Here is a 20,374-nt window from a genome sequence, read left to right as displayed (position 1 = left end):
AAATCATGGAAAATTTTGGCACAAATGCAGCTCTAATTACAGCTGTGCTTATGAATTATTTTAACGGAATTTATAATGGTGATGTTCCTTTACTGCGAAGTGTTTTTCATCAAGAGGCAATTGTTGGTTTTGATATTAATGGAGAAACTCATTTTAAAACCGTAAATCAATATCTGGAAGGTGTAAAAAACCGTAAAAGTCCACAGGAATTGGGAGAAGAATTCAAAATGAAAATCTTATCTTTAGAAATTATCAATAATACCGCTGTCGCGAAAGTTCAAGTTCCGATATTTGAGTATAATTATTATGACCTTTTAAGCCTTATCGTTGTGGATGGCAAATGGGTTATCAGCAATAAATTAGCAACTAAAGTAAATTAAAATACCATGTGGAATTCAACCAAAATAACACAATTACTAGGTATTGAGTATCCAATTTTACAAGGTCCAATGGGCGGTGGTTTTTCAACTGCCGCTCTATTGGCTTCTGTAAGCAACGCAGGCGGATTGGGCAGTTATGGCGCTTATACCCTAACTCCCGAAGAAATTCGAGAAGCTGGAAAAGAAATTAAACTCGCTACTTCCAAACCTTACAATATCAATTTATGGGTCAATGATGTTGACGAAAGCCTTCTCAATTATCCTCCAGAAAAACTGGAAAAGATAAAACAGAATTTTAAACCTTATTTTGATGAATTAGGAATTCCTCTTCCTGATTTATCTTCGAATATTCCTTCTAAATTTGAAAAACAAGTTGAAGTTGTATTCGAACTCAAACCATCTGTTTTTAGCTTCATTTTCGGAATTCCATCAAAAGAAATACTGAAAGAAAGCAGAAAACTTGGAATAAAAACCATTGGCGCGGCAACAACTTTAGAAGAAGCGCTTGCTCTAGAAGATGCCGAAGTAGATGCAATTATCGCTGCTGGATTTGAAGCTGGCGGACACAGACCTTCTTTCCTTAAACCAGCACAAGATTCTTTTACAGGATTGTTTACTCTTGTACAGCAATTAAAAGCAAAGACTAAAACACCAATCATTGCAGCAGGCGGAATTATAGATGCAAAAGGAATCGCTGCAGCTCTGACATTAGGCGCCGATGCTGTACAATTGGGAACTGCTTTTATGGTTACAGATGAATCTGGCGCTGCGCCTGTTCATAAAGAAATGCTATTTCAGAATCCGAATGTTCCAACTACGGTTTCAAAATCGCTCACAGGAAGAATGGGCCGAATGATCAGGAATAAAATCTCTGATGCTGTTCCTTTTGAAACCGAAGTCCTTCCTTTTCCGCTTCAAACCAAATTAATCGCACCTTTAAAAGTGGCGGCACTTGCTCAAGGAAGAACCGATATGATTAGTTTTTGGTCGGGTCAGAATACAAGCAATTTAAAACATCATAAAGCAAGCGAATTGATGCAGTATTTAATTGCTGAAATGTCGGTGTAGTTTTTTAACGCAAAGTACGCTAAGGTTCTTTTTTATATAAATGCTGGTGATTTTAAGTTCGCAAAGGTCTTACTAACTGTTAAGCTTGTGCTTAATTTTTTTAATCTCGCAAAGTCGCAGAGCCGCGAAGTTTTTTACCTCTCGCAGATTGGGCAGATTGAGCAGATTTTATTTTTAATATGAAAAAAACCCATGAATCTGCCCAATCTGCGAGAGAGAAATGCTTTTAATCTTTTTAATCTGTGGCTTTAAAATAAAAATTCTTGGCGACTCTGCGACTTTGCGAGATTAAAAACCACAATATTTGCACAACTTTGTGAACTTAAAACGCAATCTAGAAAAAAAAAACCTTAGCGTAGTTTGCGGTAAAAAACACCAAGTCACTCCCTGTCCATTTCACCCTAAAGTTTGTCCGTTTCAACATAATTCCGACTTCGTTTTTAAGGCTTTCAACGCACATTTGTACCGTTAAATAACTTTAAATATCAAAATCATGAACTCAAAAACAACAAAAATTATCTATTGGACAGGAACAGTATTAACTTCTTTATGGTTTGGCGCAAGCGGTTTCTTTGAATTAACAAACAATCCATTGGTTTGGGGAATTACGCAGCAATTGGGATATCCTGCACATTTTATTTACATTCTCGGTGTTTTTAAAGTAGCAGGAGTCATTACACTTTTAATTCCAAACAAATTATTACGATTGAAAGAATGGGTTTTCGCAGGCGTATTTTTCGACATTATTTTTGCATTCTTTTCAAAAATTGCTGTCTTAGGTTTTGGTACTGCAACCGATGCCATTATTGCCTTTGTAATGGTAAGTGTAACTTATGCTATGTTTAGAAAATTATATACTGCAACTTATATTCCATCTTCCGAAAACTTTTAAGGAAGGTAAATCTATTCTACAAGAAAGCTCTAGCGGAGCGGAATATTATTAGCTTAAAAAAAATGTCGCTCCGCTGGAGCTTTATCTGACAAACATTTATTCTTTTGCTATAAATATTTCGCTTCTCCGAAGCTTACTAAAGAGACTAAAAGAATCCTCTGGAGTTTTATATTGTAAATGTATATTCTTCGCTAAAGATATTTCGCTTCTCCGAAGCTTACTAAAGAGACTAAAAGAATCCTCTGGAGTTTTATATTGTAAATATGTATTCTTCGCTAAAGATATTTCGCTTCTCCGAAGCTTACTAAAAGACTAAAAGAATCCTCTGGAGTTTTATATTGTAAATGTATATTCTTCGCGATAATATTTCGCTTCTCCGAAACTTTACAGAAAGAGAAATGATTGTTTTGATATAGCCTCTACAAATTTTTAATTTAATTATTTCCAATGAAAAAGATCATTCTCATTCTCTGTTTTATACTTTCAGCTTTGTTTTTTATAAGCTGTTTTATGTTTCCAGGATTATAAAATCAAGCCAATTAGTTTATCTGAAAAATGATAAATTAATTGGTTTTATCGGTTTTCTAACCAACTTAAAAATGCTGTTGCTTTTTCTTTTCCTACCAATAATTTCTCTTCTGTTGGCACGCTCAGTTTTACAATTATTTTACGCGAGAAATAATGTTCTGCTTCTCGAATAGCCGAAAAATTGACCAAATATTGCCTGTTGATTCTAAAGAATTGAATTGGAGATAAAAGCTTATGAATTTCGTCTAAAGACTGCGTTAACGGATATTCATTTTTATCTAAAGTCATAATCGTTGGCGTTTCATTTTTGATATAGAAAAACGCAATATTCTCAGTTAAAACCGTCTGATATTTATTGTTTTTGAAAACCAAAAAACTGCTTTTACCTTTATTTTCGCCATTTCGCGTCAGCAAATAATCAAAATCGGGCATTACTTTTTTATTTCTCTGAAAGAAGTTTTTCAGTTCTCCCGCTTTCTTTAAAGCCTGCGAAATACTTTCTCGTGAAAAAGGCTTTAAAACATAATCAATTCCGTTTGACTTAAAAGCTTCGATGGCATAATCATCAAAAGCGGTACAGAAAATGACCGGCGATAAAACCTCAACATTCTTAAAAATCTCAAAACACTGACCATCTGCTAGCTGAATATCCATAAAAATAAGATCTGGCTGATCGTTTTCTGAGAGATAATCTACTGCGCCGTCAATGCTTTGTATATAAGACAAAATCTGAACATCGGGTCTGATGCTCAGAATTAATTGGCCAAGTGCTTTGGCCGTTTTTACTTCATCTTCAATTATTATGATAGTCATAATTTAGTGGTATTTTAACTTTAAAAGTAGTTTCGTCTTTATCGATTTCAATTTCTTTGTGAATCAAATGCATAAAACGCTGATTGATATTATCTAAACCAACACCTGTAGAAACGGCGCCTCTTTTAAGCTGAATTTTATTTTCTACTACCAAAAATTCATTTTCAGTGTAAAGCTTTATTTTGAGGGGTTTATCTAAAGAAACAACATTGTGTTTGATGCAGTTTTCGATTAATAATTGCAAAGTAAAAGGAGGAATTGCCGAATCGCATTGCTTTGGATCAATTTCATTTTCTAAAACAAATCCATCTTCAAAACGCGCTTTAAGCAGATATACGTACGAATCCAGAATCTGAATTTCTTCTCGAAGCGGAATCAAATCCATTTTTCGGCTTTCTAGCGTAAAACGATAAAAATCGGATAATTTCAGAATAAAATCTGAACTCTGTGGATCTTGGATATCAACCATAGATTTCAGCGTATTCAGACTATTAAATAAAAAATGCGGATTTACCTGCTGTTTCAATAATTCGTATTGAGCGCCAAGATTTACTGCTTTTGTGCGTTCCAGTTCAACTCCCATCTGCTGGGTTTGGTAGTTTTGAAAAAGCAAATGCAGAAACATATATACAATCAAGTTGATTAAAACTCCTCGAAGCTCGAACATGATAGGAGCATCCATTTTTGAAACCTGAAACAGTTCCTGATGCGCGATTACCAAAATCACCATTAAGACAATCCCTAGAATAACACTCAATAGAAGTTTCCAGTTAAAGAGGCTTTTATTGGCATGATTAGCAGAAAATTTCGGTAAACTGTAAATGTTGTAATACCATATAAAAAGGGAAAACAGCAATGTAATCGAAGAGTTTATGACAATATCTCCAGGTGTTGAATCGGCATCAAACAGTTTTGGAATCGAGGCCAGAATTGCCAATGCAATCGAACTTCCCCAAATGACTTTGAGCGAAACCTGAAAACGTTTTGTTTTTTCCATACTTTATTGGTTAGTTATGATCAAAGATAAGTTTATTTGAAAAAGATTTCACGCAGATTTAAAGTGATTTTAGGAGATCTATACAGATTTTTTTTATTACTGTTTCCTTACACGTTTTGTCATTTCGATTTCTATGATAAAACCAAATCTTTTTGATAAGGGATTTGTTTTTTTATTACTGCAAAAACTCTATGAATTATTTTATTTCTCACAGCATTCAAAACACTCATTTTGTTCTTTCCTTCATCAATTTTTCTATGATAGTATTTGCTTAAATCATTATCCAAACGTATTGCACTCATTGCTGCCAGATGTAAGATGGTTTTGAGTCCTTTATCTGCAAGCATGGAAACTCTAGGTCTTCTTTTTAATGATGTTCCAGATTGAAAATCGAATGGTACAACCCCGCTGTAACAGGCCATTTTTCTTGGATCTGTTATAACCGTAAAACCTTCTGTTTTTGATAATAATGTCCACGATAGAACTTGGCCTACTCCTGGAACTGATTTTATCAGTTTCTGCTTCTGGCTTAGACTTTGGTCATCATGGATTACTTTTTCAATATCATTTTCAATAGCTTTAATTTGTTCTTCAACACTTTTAATGAGTTTTACATTTAGACTTTTTAGTTCTTTATCCAATCCAATGCCTTTCATTAATTTATAATCATGCTGCTGGGCCATAAGCTGTTTTTTAATTTTTATCCTTAAAGCTCTTTCGGTCAATAGTATTTTTATCTTTTTGATAGAGCGAGAACTTGGCTTCCATTCTCTATTTTCCTGATAATTTTTCTCAATGAAATTACAAATCCTCAGTGCATCGATTTTATCATTTTTGCCTCTGACAAGACCTATGCTTTTTTTGATATGCAGAGCTGATATGACATAAACTCTAAAATTGAATTTCTCAAGCACTTCAAAGAGATTCCAATTGTATCTGCCTGTGTTTTCCATACCTATAATCACATTTTCATCTGAATATCTTTTGAAAAAACGTTTTATAACCTGAACGTTGTTCTCAATTGAAAAGTAATTTACAGATTCTTCCTTAACACAAATATCCAAAGTCTTGCTGCTGATATCAATGCCGACAATAATGTTTTTCATAACTTTGCTTTTACGATTCAACAATGATTTGAGAAATTCATCATAAGCTCAACTCCTTAATAACGGGTCACTAGCCCAAATTTCTATCTGAGTCTTTGATGAAAGGGAAGCTAAAGTCTTAATCGAAATATGAGTCACAAGCTCTGAGGAACGAACAGTTTACTTTTGCTTCCTTTCTCAATCATAAATCTACTTAAATTTCAAAAAACAAATCTAAAGGAGGAACGAGAAATCTCACTCAAGATTCGACAAAGATTGGCGAAAATCTGTGCGGAATTTCTAGTGAGATTTCTCGTTCCTCTAAATGACAAAAAATGAGAATAAAAAACTTTGCGTCTCTGTGACTTTGCGAGATTAAAAACAAACTGAAATTATCTGCTAAAATCCGTTTAAATCTGCGTGAAACAAAAAAATGCTAAACCTTCTTAACTCCCAAAATAGCACCTGAATTCATATCTTGAACAAAGCCAATGATTTCGAAATCCTGCGCGTTATAATTTTTAGGGAGATGAATTGATGCTGTTCCTTTTTTGGCTTTATTTAAATCTACAGATTGCAGATTACGAACAATTTGATAATGCGATAAAACTCGATGCGCATTCTCTCCTCTTTTCACATTGCTTTTTGCCTCTTTCTGAACAACTGCGATTAATAAACGGCTATTTTTCGAAGTGCCTTCGACATTATAATTTACTGAAAGTGAATTCGCATTTTGATTTACTTCTAAATTTAAACCAGTTGATAACGGCTTCGAAAGCGCCGATTTAATTCCATTTCTTAGGCTTGTTTCCTGAGAACCGATATAATCTGTTTTTCCGTTAATGATTACTTGAGGCGTGTAAATGGGTTCTTTTCCCATAAATTGGGCATAGTCGTATTGTCTTTTCGTAAAATCGGCATTACTGAAAATATCTTTCCAGCCTTGTTTATCCCAATAATCTACGTGATAAGCCAATATATAAACATTTTTATCTCGGTATTCATTCTGAATTCTTCCCAGCAATTCATCAGCAGGCGGACAGCTGGAACAGCCTTCGGAAGTATATAATTCTAAAAGTGCAAAACCTTTCTTATCTGAGTTCTGACTGAAAATGCTGTTTGCGCTAAGGAAAAAAAGCATTGTAAAAGCGATTACTATTTTTTTCATAACATGATTTTTTGATTGTGAAATGTAAGTTGTGAGATGTAAAACGTAAGATGCTACTAAACTTTTCACATCTAACATTTTACTTTTCACATTTTTACTTTTCACACTTTAAAGAATATTAATCTCAACGTTTATATTTCCTCTAGTCGCTTTAGAATATGGACAAGTCTGATGCGCTTGCGCCGCCAAAGCTTCCGCAGTTTCAATGTCAATTCCTGGAAGACTGATATTTAATCTTGCTTGAAGCGAATACTCTCCTTCTGTTACGCACAAATCTACTTCGGCATCTACGGCGGTTTCGGCTGGAAGTCGAACTCCAAGTTTAGAAGCCGCAATTCCTAAAGCTCCTATAAAACAAGCCGACCATCCTGCAGCAAACAACTGCTCGGGATTTGTTCCCGGACGCGAAGATCCCGGCGAGCTTAATTTTATATTCAATTGTTCGTCTGAACTTTGAGAAGCTCCTTCTCTACCACCTGTTGTATGTGTTTTTCCTGTGTACAATACTGTTTTCATGATTTTTAATTTTAGATTGTTGATTTTAGATTATTTCAAATTGATATTGATATTGATATTGATAGTGATATTGATATTGATATTGATTTTTGAATTTACTTTAAATTATCTGCGTCAATTATTGCTTGCGCAAAAGCTTTTGGATCTTCTTGCGGAACATTATGCCCTATTCCTTTTAAAATTCTGTGTTCGTATTTTCCTGTAAATTTGTTGGCGTACGCTTTTCCATCCGCGAAAGCGCCATCAAAATCACTTCCTATTGTAATCGTTGGAACTTTAATTTCTGGTTTAGCTGCCAAACGTTTTTCTAGATTATCGTATTTAGCTTCTCCTGCTTCCAGAGATTGTCTCCATCTGTAATTGTGAATTACAATTGCTACATGATCTGGATTATCAAAAGATTGAGCAGTTTGATCGTAAGTTGCTTTATCGAAATTCCATAACGGAGAAGCGATTTTCCAGATTAGTTTATTGAAATCGTAAGTATTTTGTGTGTAACCTTGTTTTCCTCTTTCGGTTGCAAAATAATATTGGTACCACCATCCTAATTCGGCTGTTGGAGGAAGCGGTTTCAAGTTGGCTTCTAAATTCACGACCAAATAACCACTAACCGATACTAAACCTTTTACACGTTCTGGCCAAAGTGCCGATACCACAACTGCTGTTCTAGCGCCCCAGTCGAAACCGCCGATTAAGGCTTTGTCAATTTTTAGCGCATCCATAAAAGCGATAATATCGCTTGCTAAAGCCGCCTGCTGACCGTTTCTGAAAGTGTCTTTCGAAAGAAAAGTTGTGGTTCCGAATCCGCGTAAATAAGGGGTAAAAACGTGATAGCCTTTTGCTGCTAAAATCGGAACAACTTCGTTGTAACTGTGAATATCATAAGGCCAGCCGTGAAGCAATATTACTGGAGTTCCGTTTGATGGGCCTGCTTCTGTATATCCGACGTTTAATAATCCAGCGTTGATTTGTTTTAATGTCCCCAAAGAACTGTTTACTTCGATTGTTTTCTGTTTTGAAGTTTGTCCTTGAGTTAAAGATGCATTCATAAAAAGAATAGCGATTAAAATATTGGATAGTGTTTTCATAATTTTATTTTTTATTAGTTGATTATCAGTTAATTTATTCGTCAAAGGTATTTAGACAATGGTTGTTTTAAAAGGTAAAAAAAGGTGAAGTGGACAAACTTTAGGTTGAAATGGACAGGCTTTAATTTGGGATAATTTTAACGCAAAGAGCGCAAAAGATTCGTAGAGCACACAAAGATTTTTTTGAGTTGAAACTAAGTTTCTTTTAAGTTCACAAAGCTGTAGAAATAAAACTTTGCGACTTCGCGACTTTGCGAGATTAAAAAAGCCCAATAATCACACAAAGCTTTGCGAAAATCCTTTGATTACTCTGCGCTAAAAATTATACGCATTTCAACCTGAAACCTGAAACTTGAAACTTGAAACTATTTTTTCATTACCAATATAGGTTTTCCTTTTTCTACAATATAAGTCGCCAGTTCTGATGCTTTTGCATTTGTGTTATTTCTAGCCGAATGCACCACGCCTGCTGGAATAAAAAGTACTTCTCCCGCTTTTAATGTAACAGGTTTTTCGCCTTCTATCTGATATTCTAATGAACCTTCCACAACGTAAATCACTTCTTCACCCGGATGAGAATGTTTCCCAAAAGCAGAATGGCCTTCAAAATCGATTCGTGCCTGAACCATTTCGCGTCCAGGAACGCTTAAATCGTGTTTTTGCAAATCGATGCGTTTTACTCCCTGTGCTGTAATTTGATTCGGAACTAAAAAAGCAATAATTCCTAAAACAATAATTGCGATGATAACCCATGTTTTTTGTTTTTTCGTTTCCATAACTTCTGATTTTAATTATTAGTTTTCGTTAATTTCTTTGTCAAAAGTATTTCGATAACCCTTCATACGAAATCAGAAAATAGTTGAAACGGACAAACTTCAGGGTGAAACAGACAGGCTGTGAGTTGTGGTTTGTGAGATGCTCGTGAATGGCATATGCTTATTGCACTTTATATAAACGCGAAGTTCACAAAGCTGGACGAATAAAACTTTGCGGCTTCTCGCCTTTGTGGCTAAATAAACAACAAGCACAAAAAAAAAAATCAGGATTCGTATTGCTACCATCCTGATTTTCTGAATTAAAAATAACCTTCACTATTATCTTCTGCCTCTAAAGCCTCCGCCACCTCTAAAACCACCGCCATTGAAACCGCCACCGTTAAAACGGCTTCCATCTCTTTGAATATTTTGGAAATTTCGGGTTTGCATTTCTCCGCGATCTCTAGAAATTGCTGAACGGTCAAGATCGTTTGTTATGTCTGGACGTCCCGCTTCGCCCAATGGTTTATTAGGCTGTCCGAGCGTTTGATTTGCTTTAGGGAAATTATCACGCTGCATTCCGTCTCCTATTCGGGTTTCGCCTCCTAGATTTTGGTTGGCTTTCGGCAAGTTGTCACGCTGAATTCTTTCTCCTGCACCATTTGCTCCAAGTCCTTCATTAGGCCTGTCACGCTGAATTCGTTCTCCCGCTCCATTTGCTCCAAGTCCCTGATTCGGTTTATTACGCTGAATCGCGTCGCCTGTTTTTTTCGACGAACCCAAAGTTCCTGCTTGCGTCCAGCCGCCGTTTCCATTATTGTAATGACTCCAATTTCCGTTAGCATCTCTTTTATACACATGCCCATCGTGGCCAGCATACAGATTATTGTTGGTATGAATCGTTGTTCCTCCACCTCTGCGATGTGTAATTACACCTTCTTTTCCGCCCGAAGTCTCATAACCAATTGCAGTTCCGCGTCGGGTTGTAATGTGTCCCGTCTGCGCCCATTGATTTCCGTTTGTAGCAGCCGAATGTCCCCATTGCGCATACGCATTATGTCCTTGATTGGTTCTAGCGTAATTTCCAGTCCACGGATTATAAGTACTAGCAGCAGTACGTCCTCCGTACCATCCCTGCACGCTTGCAGAACGCCCGTATCTTCCTGTTGCTGGATTGTACCAAGCCGAAGTTCCAGCGGCGCCATAAGGCCCGTAAACGCGTCTTCCTGCTGCATAACCTCCCGTCCACGGATTATAAACTGCTCCTCCACCATATGCATAAGGCCAAGGGCGATAAATTGGATATAGTCCGCCGTAATACACATAAGGCGGATAATACCATCCTGTGCCATAAGTCAAGATAGCGCCAAATGTTGCGCCAATAATAAACGCACCCAAATAACCCGCAGTCGAACTGCTTTCTACCGTTGTATCGGTTGTCGTTTGGGTTACATACGTCACATTGTAAACTGGTGAACTTGGCGGAATCGTATAAATTTCTTTCGGAACAGAATCGCATGTTTTCCAAGGTCCGTTCGGACTTGTCGACATAAACCAAACTGCCTGAAAACATAAATAATACAAATCGCCTACTTTTATAATCTTCTCTTGCGTATTGCTTGCATATTGCATTTTGGTACCTTCGATAGGTTTAAACTGAGGCGTTCCGCCATCATACGATACTTTTACTTTTGCTTCAGCATCCGATTTTTTCAAAATAGCTGTTGTCGGAACTTGCGATAACATTACAGCATCATTGGCTTCCTCCGTTCCAGGTACAGATGACAATACATTGGCACGAGGAGAATCCTTCGGAATTTTAGCAAAATCAGCTGGGAGACTATTACTCGCATAGCTCCAAGGTCCAGTTAGTTCTTTAGACTTAAACCATCTTCCAGACAATAATACATAATACTGACCTTTGTTTTCGTCGGCAAAAATATCATTCTCGGTATTGTCAATGTATAACAATTTGGTTCCTGGAATTTTAACAAACTTCGGACTTCCATTTATAGCAATCAGTTCAGCAGGTTTATTACTGTAGAATACCTCTGGAGCTGCGCCCGAAGAGGGTGGCGGAATCATTTTTTTTACATCATCAAAATTCTGTCCCGAAGGCAGATTGCTTAAACCCGCAGGCAGTTTGGTTGTTTTAGTCCATTTGCCTTCAATATTTTTTGATGTAAGCCAGATATTATCAACCAAGAGATAATACTCTTTTGCAGTTTTATCAAAAAACAAATCCCAATTGGTATTCACCACATATTGTATATCCGATTTTTCTATTGGCACTAAGACCGGTTCTCCTTGTATGATAAGCAAAATCGAAGGATTGGTACTATAAAAAATGGCTGGAGGATCGTTTTTAGCAACAATTCCCTTTGGCGGACTTTTAGTGTGGCTTAAATCAGCCAGAATACGATCTACCGAAATAGGATCTCCGCTTTGAGGCAATGTTTCTTTAAATAGCTTTTCCATTTCAGGAACTTTCTTTTCGTCTAAAGCAGGAAATCGAACATCTGTTACCTGAAGATTTTTAATAAAAGCGCTTCGGTTGTCTTTATCCACCAATGTTTCTGCTTTTAAAGAAGCAACGCCCAAAACCTGTTTGCCGTCTTTTGGAGTCAGCGAAAAAGCTACACGCGCTGTAAGTTCTTTAAAATCCTTCCAGTCGTCTACCTGTGGCTGATAATAAACGAGTTTTGTACCGTTATTTTCAGCTTCTCGAGGCCAGCCGCGATCTGCAATTAATTCAGAATTGGCAGTATCAGACTTTCCGGTTTCCGTATTCAACTGATCTTTTTCTTTTTTGCAGGAGAACAAAATGGAACTCAGACAAACTACAATTATTAGAAAAGCATTTTTCATACATTTAAAATTTAGGTTATTCATCAAAAATTTATTCTTCCGATTGTCTTCCAACCGTCTTATAAATTGTTTCAGATAAAATTAAATTCACCAACTAAAAAAAACTATTAATTGCCCCTTTTCTTTGTTGCAGATTATAATTTGAAACCAAATTGTACACAAATCTTCATTCTTCTATTCTAAAATTTAAGCCTGTCTTGGTAACGTAAGAATTAAAATGAAGTTTTTTTTATAAGGATATAGTAAAATACCCTATTCTGATATTTTTTTGTCGTTTAGGGGTATTCTTTATTTTTTTCTTCAATATAAATTTACCAAATACCACACTAAAAGTACTGCGCCTATACCAGCGGTATAAATCCAACTACATAAAAAGTCCCACTATCCTTCTCTATATCAGAATTAAGGATCACAAAACTATTGCATCAAACTAACCTTATTTAAATTTCTAAAAAATGTCAAAATTCTCCGAACAGGTAAACATCACCATAGAAGGCTTTACCCAAAATGTGATTTATTACAATCTTGAGCTTTCTCAAAAAATGGCAGACCACCATCATTTTTCTTTCTTTTGGCAATACACCGGAAAACCTATCATCGCACCGCAGGATCAGGAAAAAGCCATTAGCAGTTACATTGGCAGCGAGGTAATTTTCACCTTTAAGGTAAAAGGCATACGCGTAATGTCTAAAGGAAGAATTACAAAATTGGGCTCTATCGATAAGAACGGAAGCCCTGCCGGACTGCACGTTACAGGAATAAGCCATACCATAGCACTTGATGATATGCCAAAATCCAGAATCTTTCGCAAGAAAAGCCTCCAGCAGATCGGACTGGAGATTTTTGCCGAAGAAAGCTCGGGAGAATTTTACCAGAGGGAAGCCATTGCTCCAACTTATACAAAAGAATTCAGTTTTAAAACCCAGTACAACGAAACAAGCTTTGATTTCCTCAAACGCCTTTCTGCACGCTATGCCCAATGGTTTTATTTTGACGGAATGCGCATGCAGTTTGGCCAAATTAAAAACACCGACATAAAGCTTATAAACGAATCATCGCTCCATAACTTTAGCATCGAGGCCAGCTTGGTTTCGCATAAAACCTCTTTCAGCAGCTATGACTACAATAGCGCTTCACGCATAAAAAATGGTGCAGAAAAAACCTCCGAAGGAAGCCAAGACCGATTTGCATCGCTTGCCGTCTTTAAGCAGCCTTACATTGTAAGACCCGGACTTGAAAACGGCGCGTATACCAGCAACGCCCAAAATAAAGAGGAAATTGACGAAATGATGAAAATGCAGACCGCTGCACGCGATGCCAACAGCATATTCTACAGCGGCACCTCCTATCTGCCTATAGGTTTGGGACAGACTTTTTCCATAGAAAACAAAAACGTAGAACACCACCTGCTGGCGATTGAAATTACGCACCGCTCTGAAGTAAACGGAAATTACACCTGCCAATTCAAAGCAATTCCAGCCGATGTGGCAGCGCCGCACTATACAGACGTAAATGTATTTGCTCCCGCCGAAAGCCAGCCCGCAATAGTAATTGACAATAACGACCCTGAAAAAATGGGACGCATAAAAGTGGATTTTTTCTGGAATGGCTGGACAAGCAAAAGCGACTGGATCCGTGTGGTTCAACAGCATACTGGAGCGGGAAAAGGTTCTTATTTTATCCCTGAAATTGGCGAGGAAGTGCTGGTTGGTTTTGAAGGAGGCAACGCACAGTGTCCTTATGTTATAGGGGCACATTATAATGGCCAGGCAAAAAGCGGTTTTGCTACCGAAAAGAATGATCTAAAAGTTATACAAACTCGAAGCGGCAACAGAATCATTTCTGACGATGAAACGGGTGACGTTACCATTGAAAGCCAAAAAGGGCAAACCATTGCGGTAATTCATGGCGACGGAAACATCAAATTTAGAGCGCCAAAAAATATCGAATTTGAAGCAGGGGAAGATTTTATTGTAAATGCCGGACAGAATATAATAACAAATGCTGGACAAAATATTACTGAAAATGCAAATGGATATAAAGAAACTAACACTGGACTATTTTACAGCATATCTGTCGGAGCTGATTTTTTGATTAATATTATAGGCAGCATGACTGAATATATAAAAGGCGACAAAGAATCTCGTACAGAAAAAGATAGAACTAGGGTCTCTAATGGAAAAATAATAGCCCAGAGTCAAGGTACTCATGAGCAACATTCAGATAAAGAAATAAAAAACAATTCATCTGAAAATACCAGCATGTTTTAAATATTGATAAAATGAAACTAGTTTCAGAAGCTGAAAAATGCAACATATTCTATTGAACAATGTTTAAAGTCCAATTCCATGAAGTATAGAATCTTAATAACATTAACTATTGTTATCACACAATTAAGCGCCTGCCAGAAAAAAGATTTAAACACCGCTAAAAAAACAGAAAACATGAACGAAGAAAAATTTGAATGGGACGGTATGGCTTGCGTTCCAGATGATTACCCTGTAACTGTACTATCGCCCAATGTGTTTTATTCCAACGGAGGCAAACACATTACATTAATTCCAAACATGAGTTATACTACAGGATCGTGGTCAGGTTCTGGTAGGAGCTGGGCCAGTGAACCAAGCCCTGCGCCCGATCATTTGAGCATTACTTGGTTTTCTGAGACCGAAAACAAGATTTACGCAGGAGAATTTTCATTGCCACAGCAGAAAATTTATAATTTATTTAAAGAAGGATATATAGTTTACGGCATTCCAGCTGATAGTGATGATAGCAAGAAAACACTACATAAGGAAACATACACTTCTCTCACAGCAGGGCTCGCTCCAAAAGGTATGGTGGTAGTATGGATGGATGGCCGAAATAAAGTAGAAATAGGGAGGTATCAAGCTAAAGAGCTAGGCAGAAAAGAAGCCAATGAGGTATTTAAAAGACATTTTAAATCAAGCGGTGATATGCCAGAAACCATTGATAAAGCAGAATTTGATAGATTGACTCCCGAAGTAAAAGAAATAATAAGACAGGGAAAAATAAGCAGCAAGCAATGGGACGATTACAGGCTACGCTACAATTGGAAAGTGGAGTTTAATAAACCATTGGAAATGTATAAATATTATATTGGTTTTTTTAATAGCGAATACTCAGGCTATCTCCCGCCTAAAGTAAGTCAAGAGAATTTCAACAAAATTATACTTGAGCCAAGAGAAAAAGTAGTTCCTAATTATATAGGTATGTATGTAACTGCTGAAAACCATAGAAACTACTTAATTAGGCTTGAAACTCTTGATGAAAAGGAAACAATTGAGGCATTCAAAAAGCTAGAAGAGCTAAGTCCTAAATCTGTAATAACAATGTTTATAACGGTTGATGATGCTTTTAAAAATTTTACAGTGACGCTAAAAAACGACAAGAAAGAAATCAAGCTTGAAAAAGCGCTTTTGCAATTGTTTATTTTAGATAAAAGCAATGATTTGAAGAAGCAGAAATAATACTGCTTATTTAGAAAACAATTCAACAGAAAATACAAGATGGACAATTATGAGCAAAATAACTATTGTACAAGGAGATATTATTGAGTTTACAGGAGGCAACAATATTTTTTATGGTAGGGAAGGTATTGAAAATAGTGCTGAACGAATAATACAGGGAGGCAAAGAGAACGGAGTAACACACGGAATTCCTACAACTTATGAAACGATTGAAAATCTAAAAGGAGTAAAAATAACCGCCATACTATTTTTTGACGGCACGAAAAATAATAGAAATAACACTTTTAGACGATTAGACAAAGATGCCAATAGCAATACTAGTAAAGACAGCAAAGTTATTTACAAAAAAAATATTGAGAAAGAAAGCAGCTATGAAAACGGCTACTCCAACATAGCCGCATTGTCGTATATGGCTATTGATAACCCTAAAGAAAGGATAGTGATAGATTATATCGAAGGAGAAGGTACTGAGAATGACCAGAAAGGAGATGCTATGGGGTTTGCTTTTGGTTCCGGCGATACAGGGATTTCTAAAAAAGTGAAAAAAGGCTTTACAAATATCAAAACAAAAATTGATGGGGCTTTTAAAGAAGATAAAGAATATGTAAAAGAGTTGATAATAAAGGTTTTTGGCTTCAGCCGTGGTGCTGCGGCGGCACGAAGTTTTCTAACGACTACAGAAAAGACGTTTAAAAAGAATTACCCCAAAGCCAAGATAACTTATGCTTTTGCAGGTTTGTTTGATACGGTATCTTCCTATGAACCCGAAGGTTATTTTGGCAAGTTTGGTTCGGCTGCCAGTCATAATTTCGATAATGACGTCAAAGAATTAGGTTTGAAGTTAGATGGCATGGTCAAGAAAGTAATACACTTAACAGCTGAAAACGAGTACCGTAAGAATTTTTCATTAACTACCATTGCAAGTTCCATAGCTGCAGGCGTGGGATTCGAATTTCAAATACCAGGTGCACACTCTGATGTCGGCGGAGGATACGAAGAGTATGAACATTTAGAGAAAAGGGTTATACGCCCCTATTACAAGAAAAAGCAGGATTGGATTAACGAAGGCTGGTATACAGAAAGGCAGATAAAAAGTGCAGGACAAACTTACATAGGAACAAGAGAATTAAAAAATTCTTATCAATTCATCCCTTTGGCCATCATGATGTATTTTGCCAAGAAAAATGGGGTGAAATTTGAAGGATTTGATACTAGCAAACAAAATAAAGACTTTGAAGTAATTCCCGAACTGGAAAATGTCAAAAATAAGCTTTTGAACTTAGCAATCGAAAAAGAGGGAGCAATATCTCTAAAAACAAAATTGAACAATATTCACGAGTTGAAATATATCCGCAATCATTATTTACATATTTCAGCAAATGATGATTCCTTGGGTATGGACACCAATCGACCCGATGGGCCTACCACAATGAAACGTACCATTATTGAAGACAATGCATAAAGATTATTCCGTTTACTAGTGCGAGCGTCCCGCTCGTGAACACTAAGTTTATGTACTCGCTCCAACAAAGGAATTGTGGAGGAATGAAAAATAAAAACAAAATTAGATTACAGTCGACAGCTCAATATGGCCTTACTATATTTTGGAAAGAAGTTAATATCTCAAAACCTAAAGAAGATATCAAATGATAAAAAATATATTATTTTTAATAATACTTCAAATTAGTAGTTGTTCAGCACAGAATAAAAATTGCTTTTGTAACGAAAATAAATTAATGAATGAAAGCAATATAAACTGTGATACGATAAAACTAAAGAAAAATTATAATTTTTATTGGCAATTTAATTGCGATAGAATATGGTTAACCCTAGAGAAACCTAATAAATTTAAAATTACAATTAATGAAGTAGATGTAAATCTCTACCCCTATACATATCGATTGGGCTATCAATTAATTAAAGATTACTCAAATAAGTTACTGTTTCGAAGTGGTTGTCCAGCAAACGGTCCATGTAAATTTATAATAATTAATAAAAAGAATGGAAAAAAGATAACAGAGTATTTTCAATAATAAACAAAACAATACAGGAAAAAGTAAATTCTTTAAAACTTATAAAATGCCTTTAAGTGTAATATCCTAGTTTGTAATGAAGAAATAATCTCTTAATCCTGAAGAAAGTACAACTAATAAAATATATAGAAAAAGTGAAGAATTAATAGAAAAAACAAAGGACATTTTTGAAAAACTAAAATATTAAAACATATGAAGTTATTTTGGAGAATAAATTTATTCATAAGTGTATTAACACTCATGTTATTTATGATTCCAATATTATCAGATTTAATTAACTTAAATATTAATTATCTAAATGCTTTATCTTTATGCCCCCTGCTAGCGCGAGCGTCTCGCTCGTGAACACTAAGTTTACGTACTCGAATTAAATTAAGCATCAAGGGCACGAGCAGGATGATCGCGCCAACAGGGGAACATTGCGGTAGAGTAACAATTGGAGATGTTTTTGCTTGTTATTGCAATCGTGATTTTACAGAATTAGAAATTAAAAAAATTGTGAAAGAGTTAAAAGAAAATACTTTTTATATAGCCAAAGATCCTGCAACAAAAACAAACAGAGAATATCCAATTACAAATTTACCATATCATGCTATTGACAAATTATTTCATTTTGAAAAAAGCATGCCAGCAAATCAAAAAACTTATACAACTTTAACAAAAGCCTTAAATGACACATTGAGAAAGTTTGAAATTAATAGTTGTCTAAGAAAAATACACTTTATAGCCCAAATATACTGGAAAACAGGATATTTTTCATCAACTAAAGAAAAAAATGCAGATAATCAGCTGTACTATCCATATGTGGAAAGAGGTTTCATGCAACTTACGGGAACGAAAAAAGGAGAGCCTGGATTACAAAGGTGGTAATGAAGAATTTCAGGCTATAAATTGGCCACCTTTGATGACTAGTTTAAGTGAAAAATTACTTGGTTATAAAGATGTTCATTCAAAGGGAGTTTTTAATCCTATAAAACCGTTAGCCTATACTTCTTTGGATATCAAAAATAAAATAGATAATATTAATGTCCAATTTAATGCTGGTTACAAACTCGTTTTAATGATTGATTCAGATTTAATAGATAATACATGGGATAAATCTTCTCTAGATTTACATTGGGTAGTTTTAGAATCACCCATAACATGGAATTATATACCAGGTCTTTTAGGAGCCAAAGTAGATGAGATTGACTTTAAAGTTTATACATGGGACACTGATCCAAATGGGAATAATCGATATCTAAAGAAACTAATCACGTCTTCTCATTTTATGAACAATTATAATGGATATATTAAATTCAAATAGTAATGAATAAAAAATCTAAAGGTTGCCTAATATTCTTCATAATGATTTTGCTAATAATTATAATTATTTTAAGTTGGATATATTACAGTGTAAGTACGAGTCATGAAAGAGAAAGTAACGAAAGAAGTGAATGTGAAAAAACAGTGTACATTTCTGAACACCCCTTTATTGTTTTAGAAAAAAAATCAAAAAAAATAGAAAATAAAATGAGTTTTTTATTAATAAGAAACAATGAAATTATTAATGATACACTTTTAAAAAATACTAGTAGTAACAATACTTATTACTCTTTTAATATTCCATTTAAAAAAATAAAAAAAACTGATATCGTAATCGTTTGTATCGGAGATAAAAAGTATAAAATTTCAGGATTCTCTTATTCTTTAAAAAGCAGATGGGTAATGTTTGGATACAATGGGGGGGAATGTTCCTTAGACTATTCCCAGTTAAAAATAAATGACGAAATGTATAATTTCAATTTATTGCGAGAATTTGAGAATAAAAAAACACCCTATCTGGAATAAAATTCAGCTTGATGAGGAAGGCAAAAATATTAGTACTACAACGCAAACCGGAGATCATCATTTTTTATCAAACTATGTTTTTATAAATGAACCTGTTGCTCCAATTATAAAAGATGAAAAAGTAATTTATAAGCGAGAAATATATGTACCCAAAAGTTAGATTTAAACCTTAATATCCAAATAAAAAATCAATTCTACCAACATCTTTTACAATTCCCATTTATTCTAAAACAATCTTTTATACTCTATACTAGTTTAACTAGTAGTTATAAATTATTTTTATAACTACAAAAAATTATTAATTTGATTAATAAACACCTTCCCTATACCTTTGTCTCATCAAAATCAAAGAAATGATTTGAACATCTTAAAAATAACTTAAAAAATAGAAATCATGAAATTTACAAGAAGAGCAAACGCAAACTGGAAAGGTACAGGAATGGAAGGAAAAGGAACCATTAGTACACAAAGCACAACTTTAGACAATGCCCAATTATCATTTAAAACTCGTTTTGAGCAAGGTGTTGGAACTAATCCTGAGGAATTAATCGCAGCGGCACATTCTGGCTGTTTTACCATGCAATTAAGCTTTTTATTGTCTGAAGCTGGTTTTGTTCCAGAAGATTTAGACACAACCGCTAAAGTAACTTTTGAAGACGGAACGATTACTTTAATTCAGTTAGAATTGACTGGAAAAGTACCTGGAATTTCTTCAGAAGAATTTCAGCAAACGGCTCAAAAAGCAAAAGAAATTTGTCCTATTTCTAAACTGTTGAATACTGAAATTACTTTAACTGTTACGCTTAATTAAATTCCAATATAAAAAATTCCAAATTCCAAATCTTTGCGGAATTACTTGTGT

Annotated in this window: 19 protein-coding genes; 11 read left to right on the top strand and 8 right to left on the bottom strand. The window is 35.2% G+C overall.

The window, feature by feature from the left end:
• Positions 1 to 5: 5 nt before the first annotated feature.
• The 3 genes from M0M44_RS16195 to M0M44_RS16185 all read left to right on the top strand — a co-directional run bounded on the left by M0M44_RS16195 (position 6) and on the right by M0M44_RS16185 (position 2,340).
• Complete coding sequence (locus M0M44_RS16195) at positions 6 to 380, top strand: nuclear transport factor 2 family protein (RefSeq protein WP_248726600.1); 375 nt, start codon at positions 6 to 8, stop codon at positions 378 to 380.
• Between the two features lie 6 nt (positions 381 to 386).
• Positions 387 to 1,448: an NAD(P)H-dependent flavin oxidoreductase gene (locus M0M44_RS16190; protein ID WP_248726599.1), complete on the top strand. Its 1,062-nt coding sequence runs from the start codon at positions 387 to 389 to the stop codon at positions 1,446 to 1,448.
• Between the two features lie 493 nt (positions 1,449 to 1,941).
• Positions 1,942 to 2,340, top strand: a complete 399-nt coding sequence (locus M0M44_RS16185) for a DoxX family protein (RefSeq protein ID WP_248726598.1) — start codon at positions 1,942 to 1,944, stop codon at positions 2,338 to 2,340.
• A gap of 573 nt (positions 2,341 to 2,913) precedes the next feature.
• Here M0M44_RS16185 and M0M44_RS16180 read toward each other — a convergent pair.
• The 8 genes from M0M44_RS16180 to M0M44_RS16145 all read right to left on the bottom strand — a co-directional run bounded on the left by M0M44_RS16180 (position 2,914) and on the right by M0M44_RS16145 (position 12,158).
• Positions 2,914 to 3,681: a LytR/AlgR family response regulator transcription factor gene (locus M0M44_RS16180; protein WP_248726597.1), complete on the bottom strand. Its 768-nt coding sequence runs from the start codon at positions 3,679 to 3,681 to the stop codon at positions 2,914 to 2,916.
• Positions 3,662 to 4,678, bottom strand: coding sequence for a sensor histidine kinase (locus tag M0M44_RS16175; RefSeq protein WP_248726596.1), 1,017 nt, complete (start codon positions 4,676 to 4,678; stop codon positions 3,662 to 3,664). Before M0M44_RS16175 ends, M0M44_RS16180 begins: the two co-directional genes overlap by 20 nt.
• A gap of 131 nt (positions 4,679 to 4,809) precedes the next feature.
• Complete coding sequence (locus M0M44_RS16170; RefSeq protein WP_248726006.1) at positions 4,810 to 5,784, bottom strand: IS110 family RNA-guided transposase; 975 nt, start codon at positions 5,782 to 5,784, stop codon at positions 4,810 to 4,812.
• A gap of 415 nt (positions 5,785 to 6,199) precedes the next feature.
• The gene (locus M0M44_RS16165; protein WP_248726595.1) at positions 6,200 to 6,931 is read right to left on the bottom strand and encodes a DUF1223 domain-containing protein; all 732 of its coding nucleotides are present in this window, start codon (positions 6,929 to 6,931) and stop codon (positions 6,200 to 6,202) included.
• A gap of 108 nt (positions 6,932 to 7,039) precedes the next feature.
• A complete protein-coding gene (locus tag M0M44_RS16160) occupies positions 7,040 to 7,447 on the bottom strand; it encodes an organic hydroperoxide resistance protein (protein ID WP_248726594.1) in 408 nt (135 codons plus the stop codon).
• Between the two features lie 95 nt (positions 7,448 to 7,542).
• The gene (locus M0M44_RS16155; protein ID WP_248726593.1) at positions 7,543 to 8,535 is read right to left on the bottom strand and encodes an alpha/beta fold hydrolase; all 993 of its coding nucleotides are present in this window, start codon (positions 8,533 to 8,535) and stop codon (positions 7,543 to 7,545) included.
• A 365-nt stretch (positions 8,536 to 8,900) separates the two neighbouring features.
• The gene (locus M0M44_RS16150; protein ID WP_248726592.1) at positions 8,901 to 9,311 is read right to left on the bottom strand and encodes a cupin domain-containing protein; all 411 of its coding nucleotides are present in this window, start codon (positions 9,309 to 9,311) and stop codon (positions 8,901 to 8,903) included.
• Between the two features lie 318 nt (positions 9,312 to 9,629).
• Positions 9,630 to 12,158 (bottom strand): hypothetical protein, encoded by a 2,529-nt coding sequence (locus M0M44_RS16145; RefSeq protein ID WP_248726591.1) that lies wholly within the window; start codon positions 12,156 to 12,158, stop codon positions 9,630 to 9,632.
• A gap of 455 nt (positions 12,159 to 12,613) precedes the next feature.
• Between M0M44_RS16145 and M0M44_RS16140 the strand changes: the two genes are divergently transcribed.
• The 8 genes from M0M44_RS16140 (at position 12,614) to M0M44_RS16105 (ending at position 20,323) form a co-directional block, all read left to right on the top strand.
• Positions 12,614 to 14,428 carry a type VI secretion system Vgr family protein gene (locus M0M44_RS16140; protein ID WP_248726590.1) on the top strand — a complete coding sequence of 605 codons (1,815 nt, stop codon included), beginning with the start codon at positions 12,614 to 12,616 and terminating at the stop codon, positions 14,426 to 14,428.
• 78 nt (positions 14,429 to 14,506) lie between these two features.
• Positions 14,507 to 15,649 (top strand): DUF2931 family protein, encoded by a 1,143-nt coding sequence (locus M0M44_RS16135; RefSeq protein ID WP_248726589.1) that lies wholly within the window; start codon positions 14,507 to 14,509, stop codon positions 15,647 to 15,649.
• Between the two features lie 49 nt (positions 15,650 to 15,698).
• A complete protein-coding gene (locus tag M0M44_RS16130; protein ID WP_248726588.1) occupies positions 15,699 to 17,111 on the top strand; it encodes a phospholipase effector Tle1 domain-containing protein in 1,413 nt (470 codons plus the stop codon).
• Between the two features lie 184 nt (positions 17,112 to 17,295).
• A complete protein-coding gene (locus M0M44_RS16125) occupies positions 17,296 to 17,682 on the top strand; it encodes a hypothetical protein (RefSeq protein ID WP_248726587.1) in 387 nt (128 codons plus the stop codon).
• Between the two features lie 498 nt (positions 17,683 to 18,180).
• Positions 18,181 to 18,552 (top strand): hypothetical protein, encoded by a 372-nt coding sequence (locus tag M0M44_RS16120; RefSeq protein ID WP_248726586.1) that lies wholly within the window; start codon positions 18,181 to 18,183, stop codon positions 18,550 to 18,552.
• Positions 18,553 to 18,742: 190 nt separating this feature from the next.
• Positions 18,743 to 18,988, top strand: coding sequence for a hypothetical protein (locus M0M44_RS16115; protein ID WP_248726585.1), 246 nt, complete (start codon positions 18,743 to 18,745; stop codon positions 18,986 to 18,988).
• 2 nt (positions 18,989 to 18,990) lie between these two features.
• Positions 18,991 to 19,512, top strand: coding sequence for a hypothetical protein (locus M0M44_RS16110; RefSeq protein ID WP_248726584.1), 522 nt, complete (start codon positions 18,991 to 18,993; stop codon positions 19,510 to 19,512).
• 394 nt (positions 19,513 to 19,906) lie between these two features.
• On the top strand, positions 19,907 to 20,323 hold the full coding sequence (locus M0M44_RS16105; protein WP_248726583.1) for an OsmC family protein: 417 nt from the start codon (positions 19,907 to 19,909) through the stop codon (positions 20,321 to 20,323).
• Positions 20,324 to 20,374: the final 51 nt, after the last annotated feature.

The organism is Flavobacterium humidisoli (assembly GCF_023272795.1).
Classification (GTDB): Bacteria; Bacteroidota; Bacteroidia; order Flavobacteriales; family Flavobacteriaceae; genus Flavobacterium; species Flavobacterium humidisoli.
The sequence above is the reverse complement of the archived record's forward strand: the minus strand, read 5'-3'. Positions and strand labels throughout refer to the sequence as shown.

Excerpts from the sequence above, each read along its gene's own strand:
- M0M44_RS16145 (WP_248726591.1), bottom strand. The coding sequence starts at position 12,158 with ATGAAAAATGCTTTTCTAATAATTGTAGTTTGTCTGAGTTCCATTTTG.
- M0M44_RS16140 (WP_248726590.1), top strand. The coding sequence starts at position 12,614 with ATGTCAAAATTCTCCGAACAGGTAAACATCACCATAGAAGGCTTTACC.
- M0M44_RS16175 (WP_248726596.1), bottom strand. The coding sequence starts at position 4,678 with ATGGAAAAAACAAAACGTTTTCAGGTTTCGCTCAAAGTCATTTGGGGA.
- M0M44_RS16130 (WP_248726588.1), top strand. The coding sequence starts at position 15,699 with ATGAGCAAAATAACTATTGTACAAGGAGATATTATTGAGTTTACAGGA.
- M0M44_RS16180 (WP_248726597.1), bottom strand. The coding sequence starts at position 3,681 with ATGACTATCATAATAATTGAAGATGAAGTAAAAACGGCCAAAGCACTT.
- M0M44_RS16170 (WP_248726006.1), bottom strand. The coding sequence starts at position 5,784 with ATGAAAAACATTATTGTCGGCATTGATATCAGCAGCAAGACTTTGGAT.
- M0M44_RS16165 (WP_248726595.1), bottom strand. The coding sequence starts at position 6,931 with ATGAAAAAAATAGTAATCGCTTTTACAATGCTTTTTTTCCTTAGCGCA.
- M0M44_RS16155 (WP_248726593.1), bottom strand. The coding sequence starts at position 8,535 with ATGAAAACACTATCCAATATTTTAATCGCTATTCTTTTTATGAATGCA.
- M0M44_RS16150 (WP_248726592.1), bottom strand. The coding sequence starts at position 9,311 with ATGGAAACGAAAAAACAAAAAACATGGGTTATCATCGCAATTATTGTT.
- M0M44_RS16195 (WP_248726600.1), top strand. The coding sequence starts at position 6 with ATGGAAAATTTTGGCACAAATGCAGCTCTAATTACAGCTGTGCTTATG.
- M0M44_RS16185 (WP_248726598.1), top strand. The coding sequence starts at position 1,942 with ATGAACTCAAAAACAACAAAAATTATCTATTGGACAGGAACAGTATTA.
- M0M44_RS16160 (WP_248726594.1), bottom strand. The coding sequence starts at position 7,447 with ATGAAAACAGTATTGTACACAGGAAAAACACATACAACAGGTGGTAGA.
- M0M44_RS16190 (WP_248726599.1), top strand. The coding sequence starts at position 387 with ATGTGGAATTCAACCAAAATAACACAATTACTAGGTATTGAGTATCCA.
- M0M44_RS16110 (WP_248726584.1), top strand. The coding sequence starts at position 18,991 with ATGAATAAAAAATCTAAAGGTTGCCTAATATTCTTCATAATGATTTTG.
- M0M44_RS16105 (WP_248726583.1), top strand. The coding sequence starts at position 19,907 with ATGAAATTTACAAGAAGAGCAAACGCAAACTGGAAAGGTACAGGAATG.
- M0M44_RS16125 (WP_248726587.1), top strand. The coding sequence starts at position 17,296 with ATGATAAAAAATATATTATTTTTAATAATACTTCAAATTAGTAGTTGT.
- M0M44_RS16115 (WP_248726585.1), top strand. The coding sequence starts at position 18,743 with ATGATTGATTCAGATTTAATAGATAATACATGGGATAAATCTTCTCTA.
- M0M44_RS16135 (WP_248726589.1), top strand. The coding sequence starts at position 14,507 with ATGAAGTATAGAATCTTAATAACATTAACTATTGTTATCACACAATTA.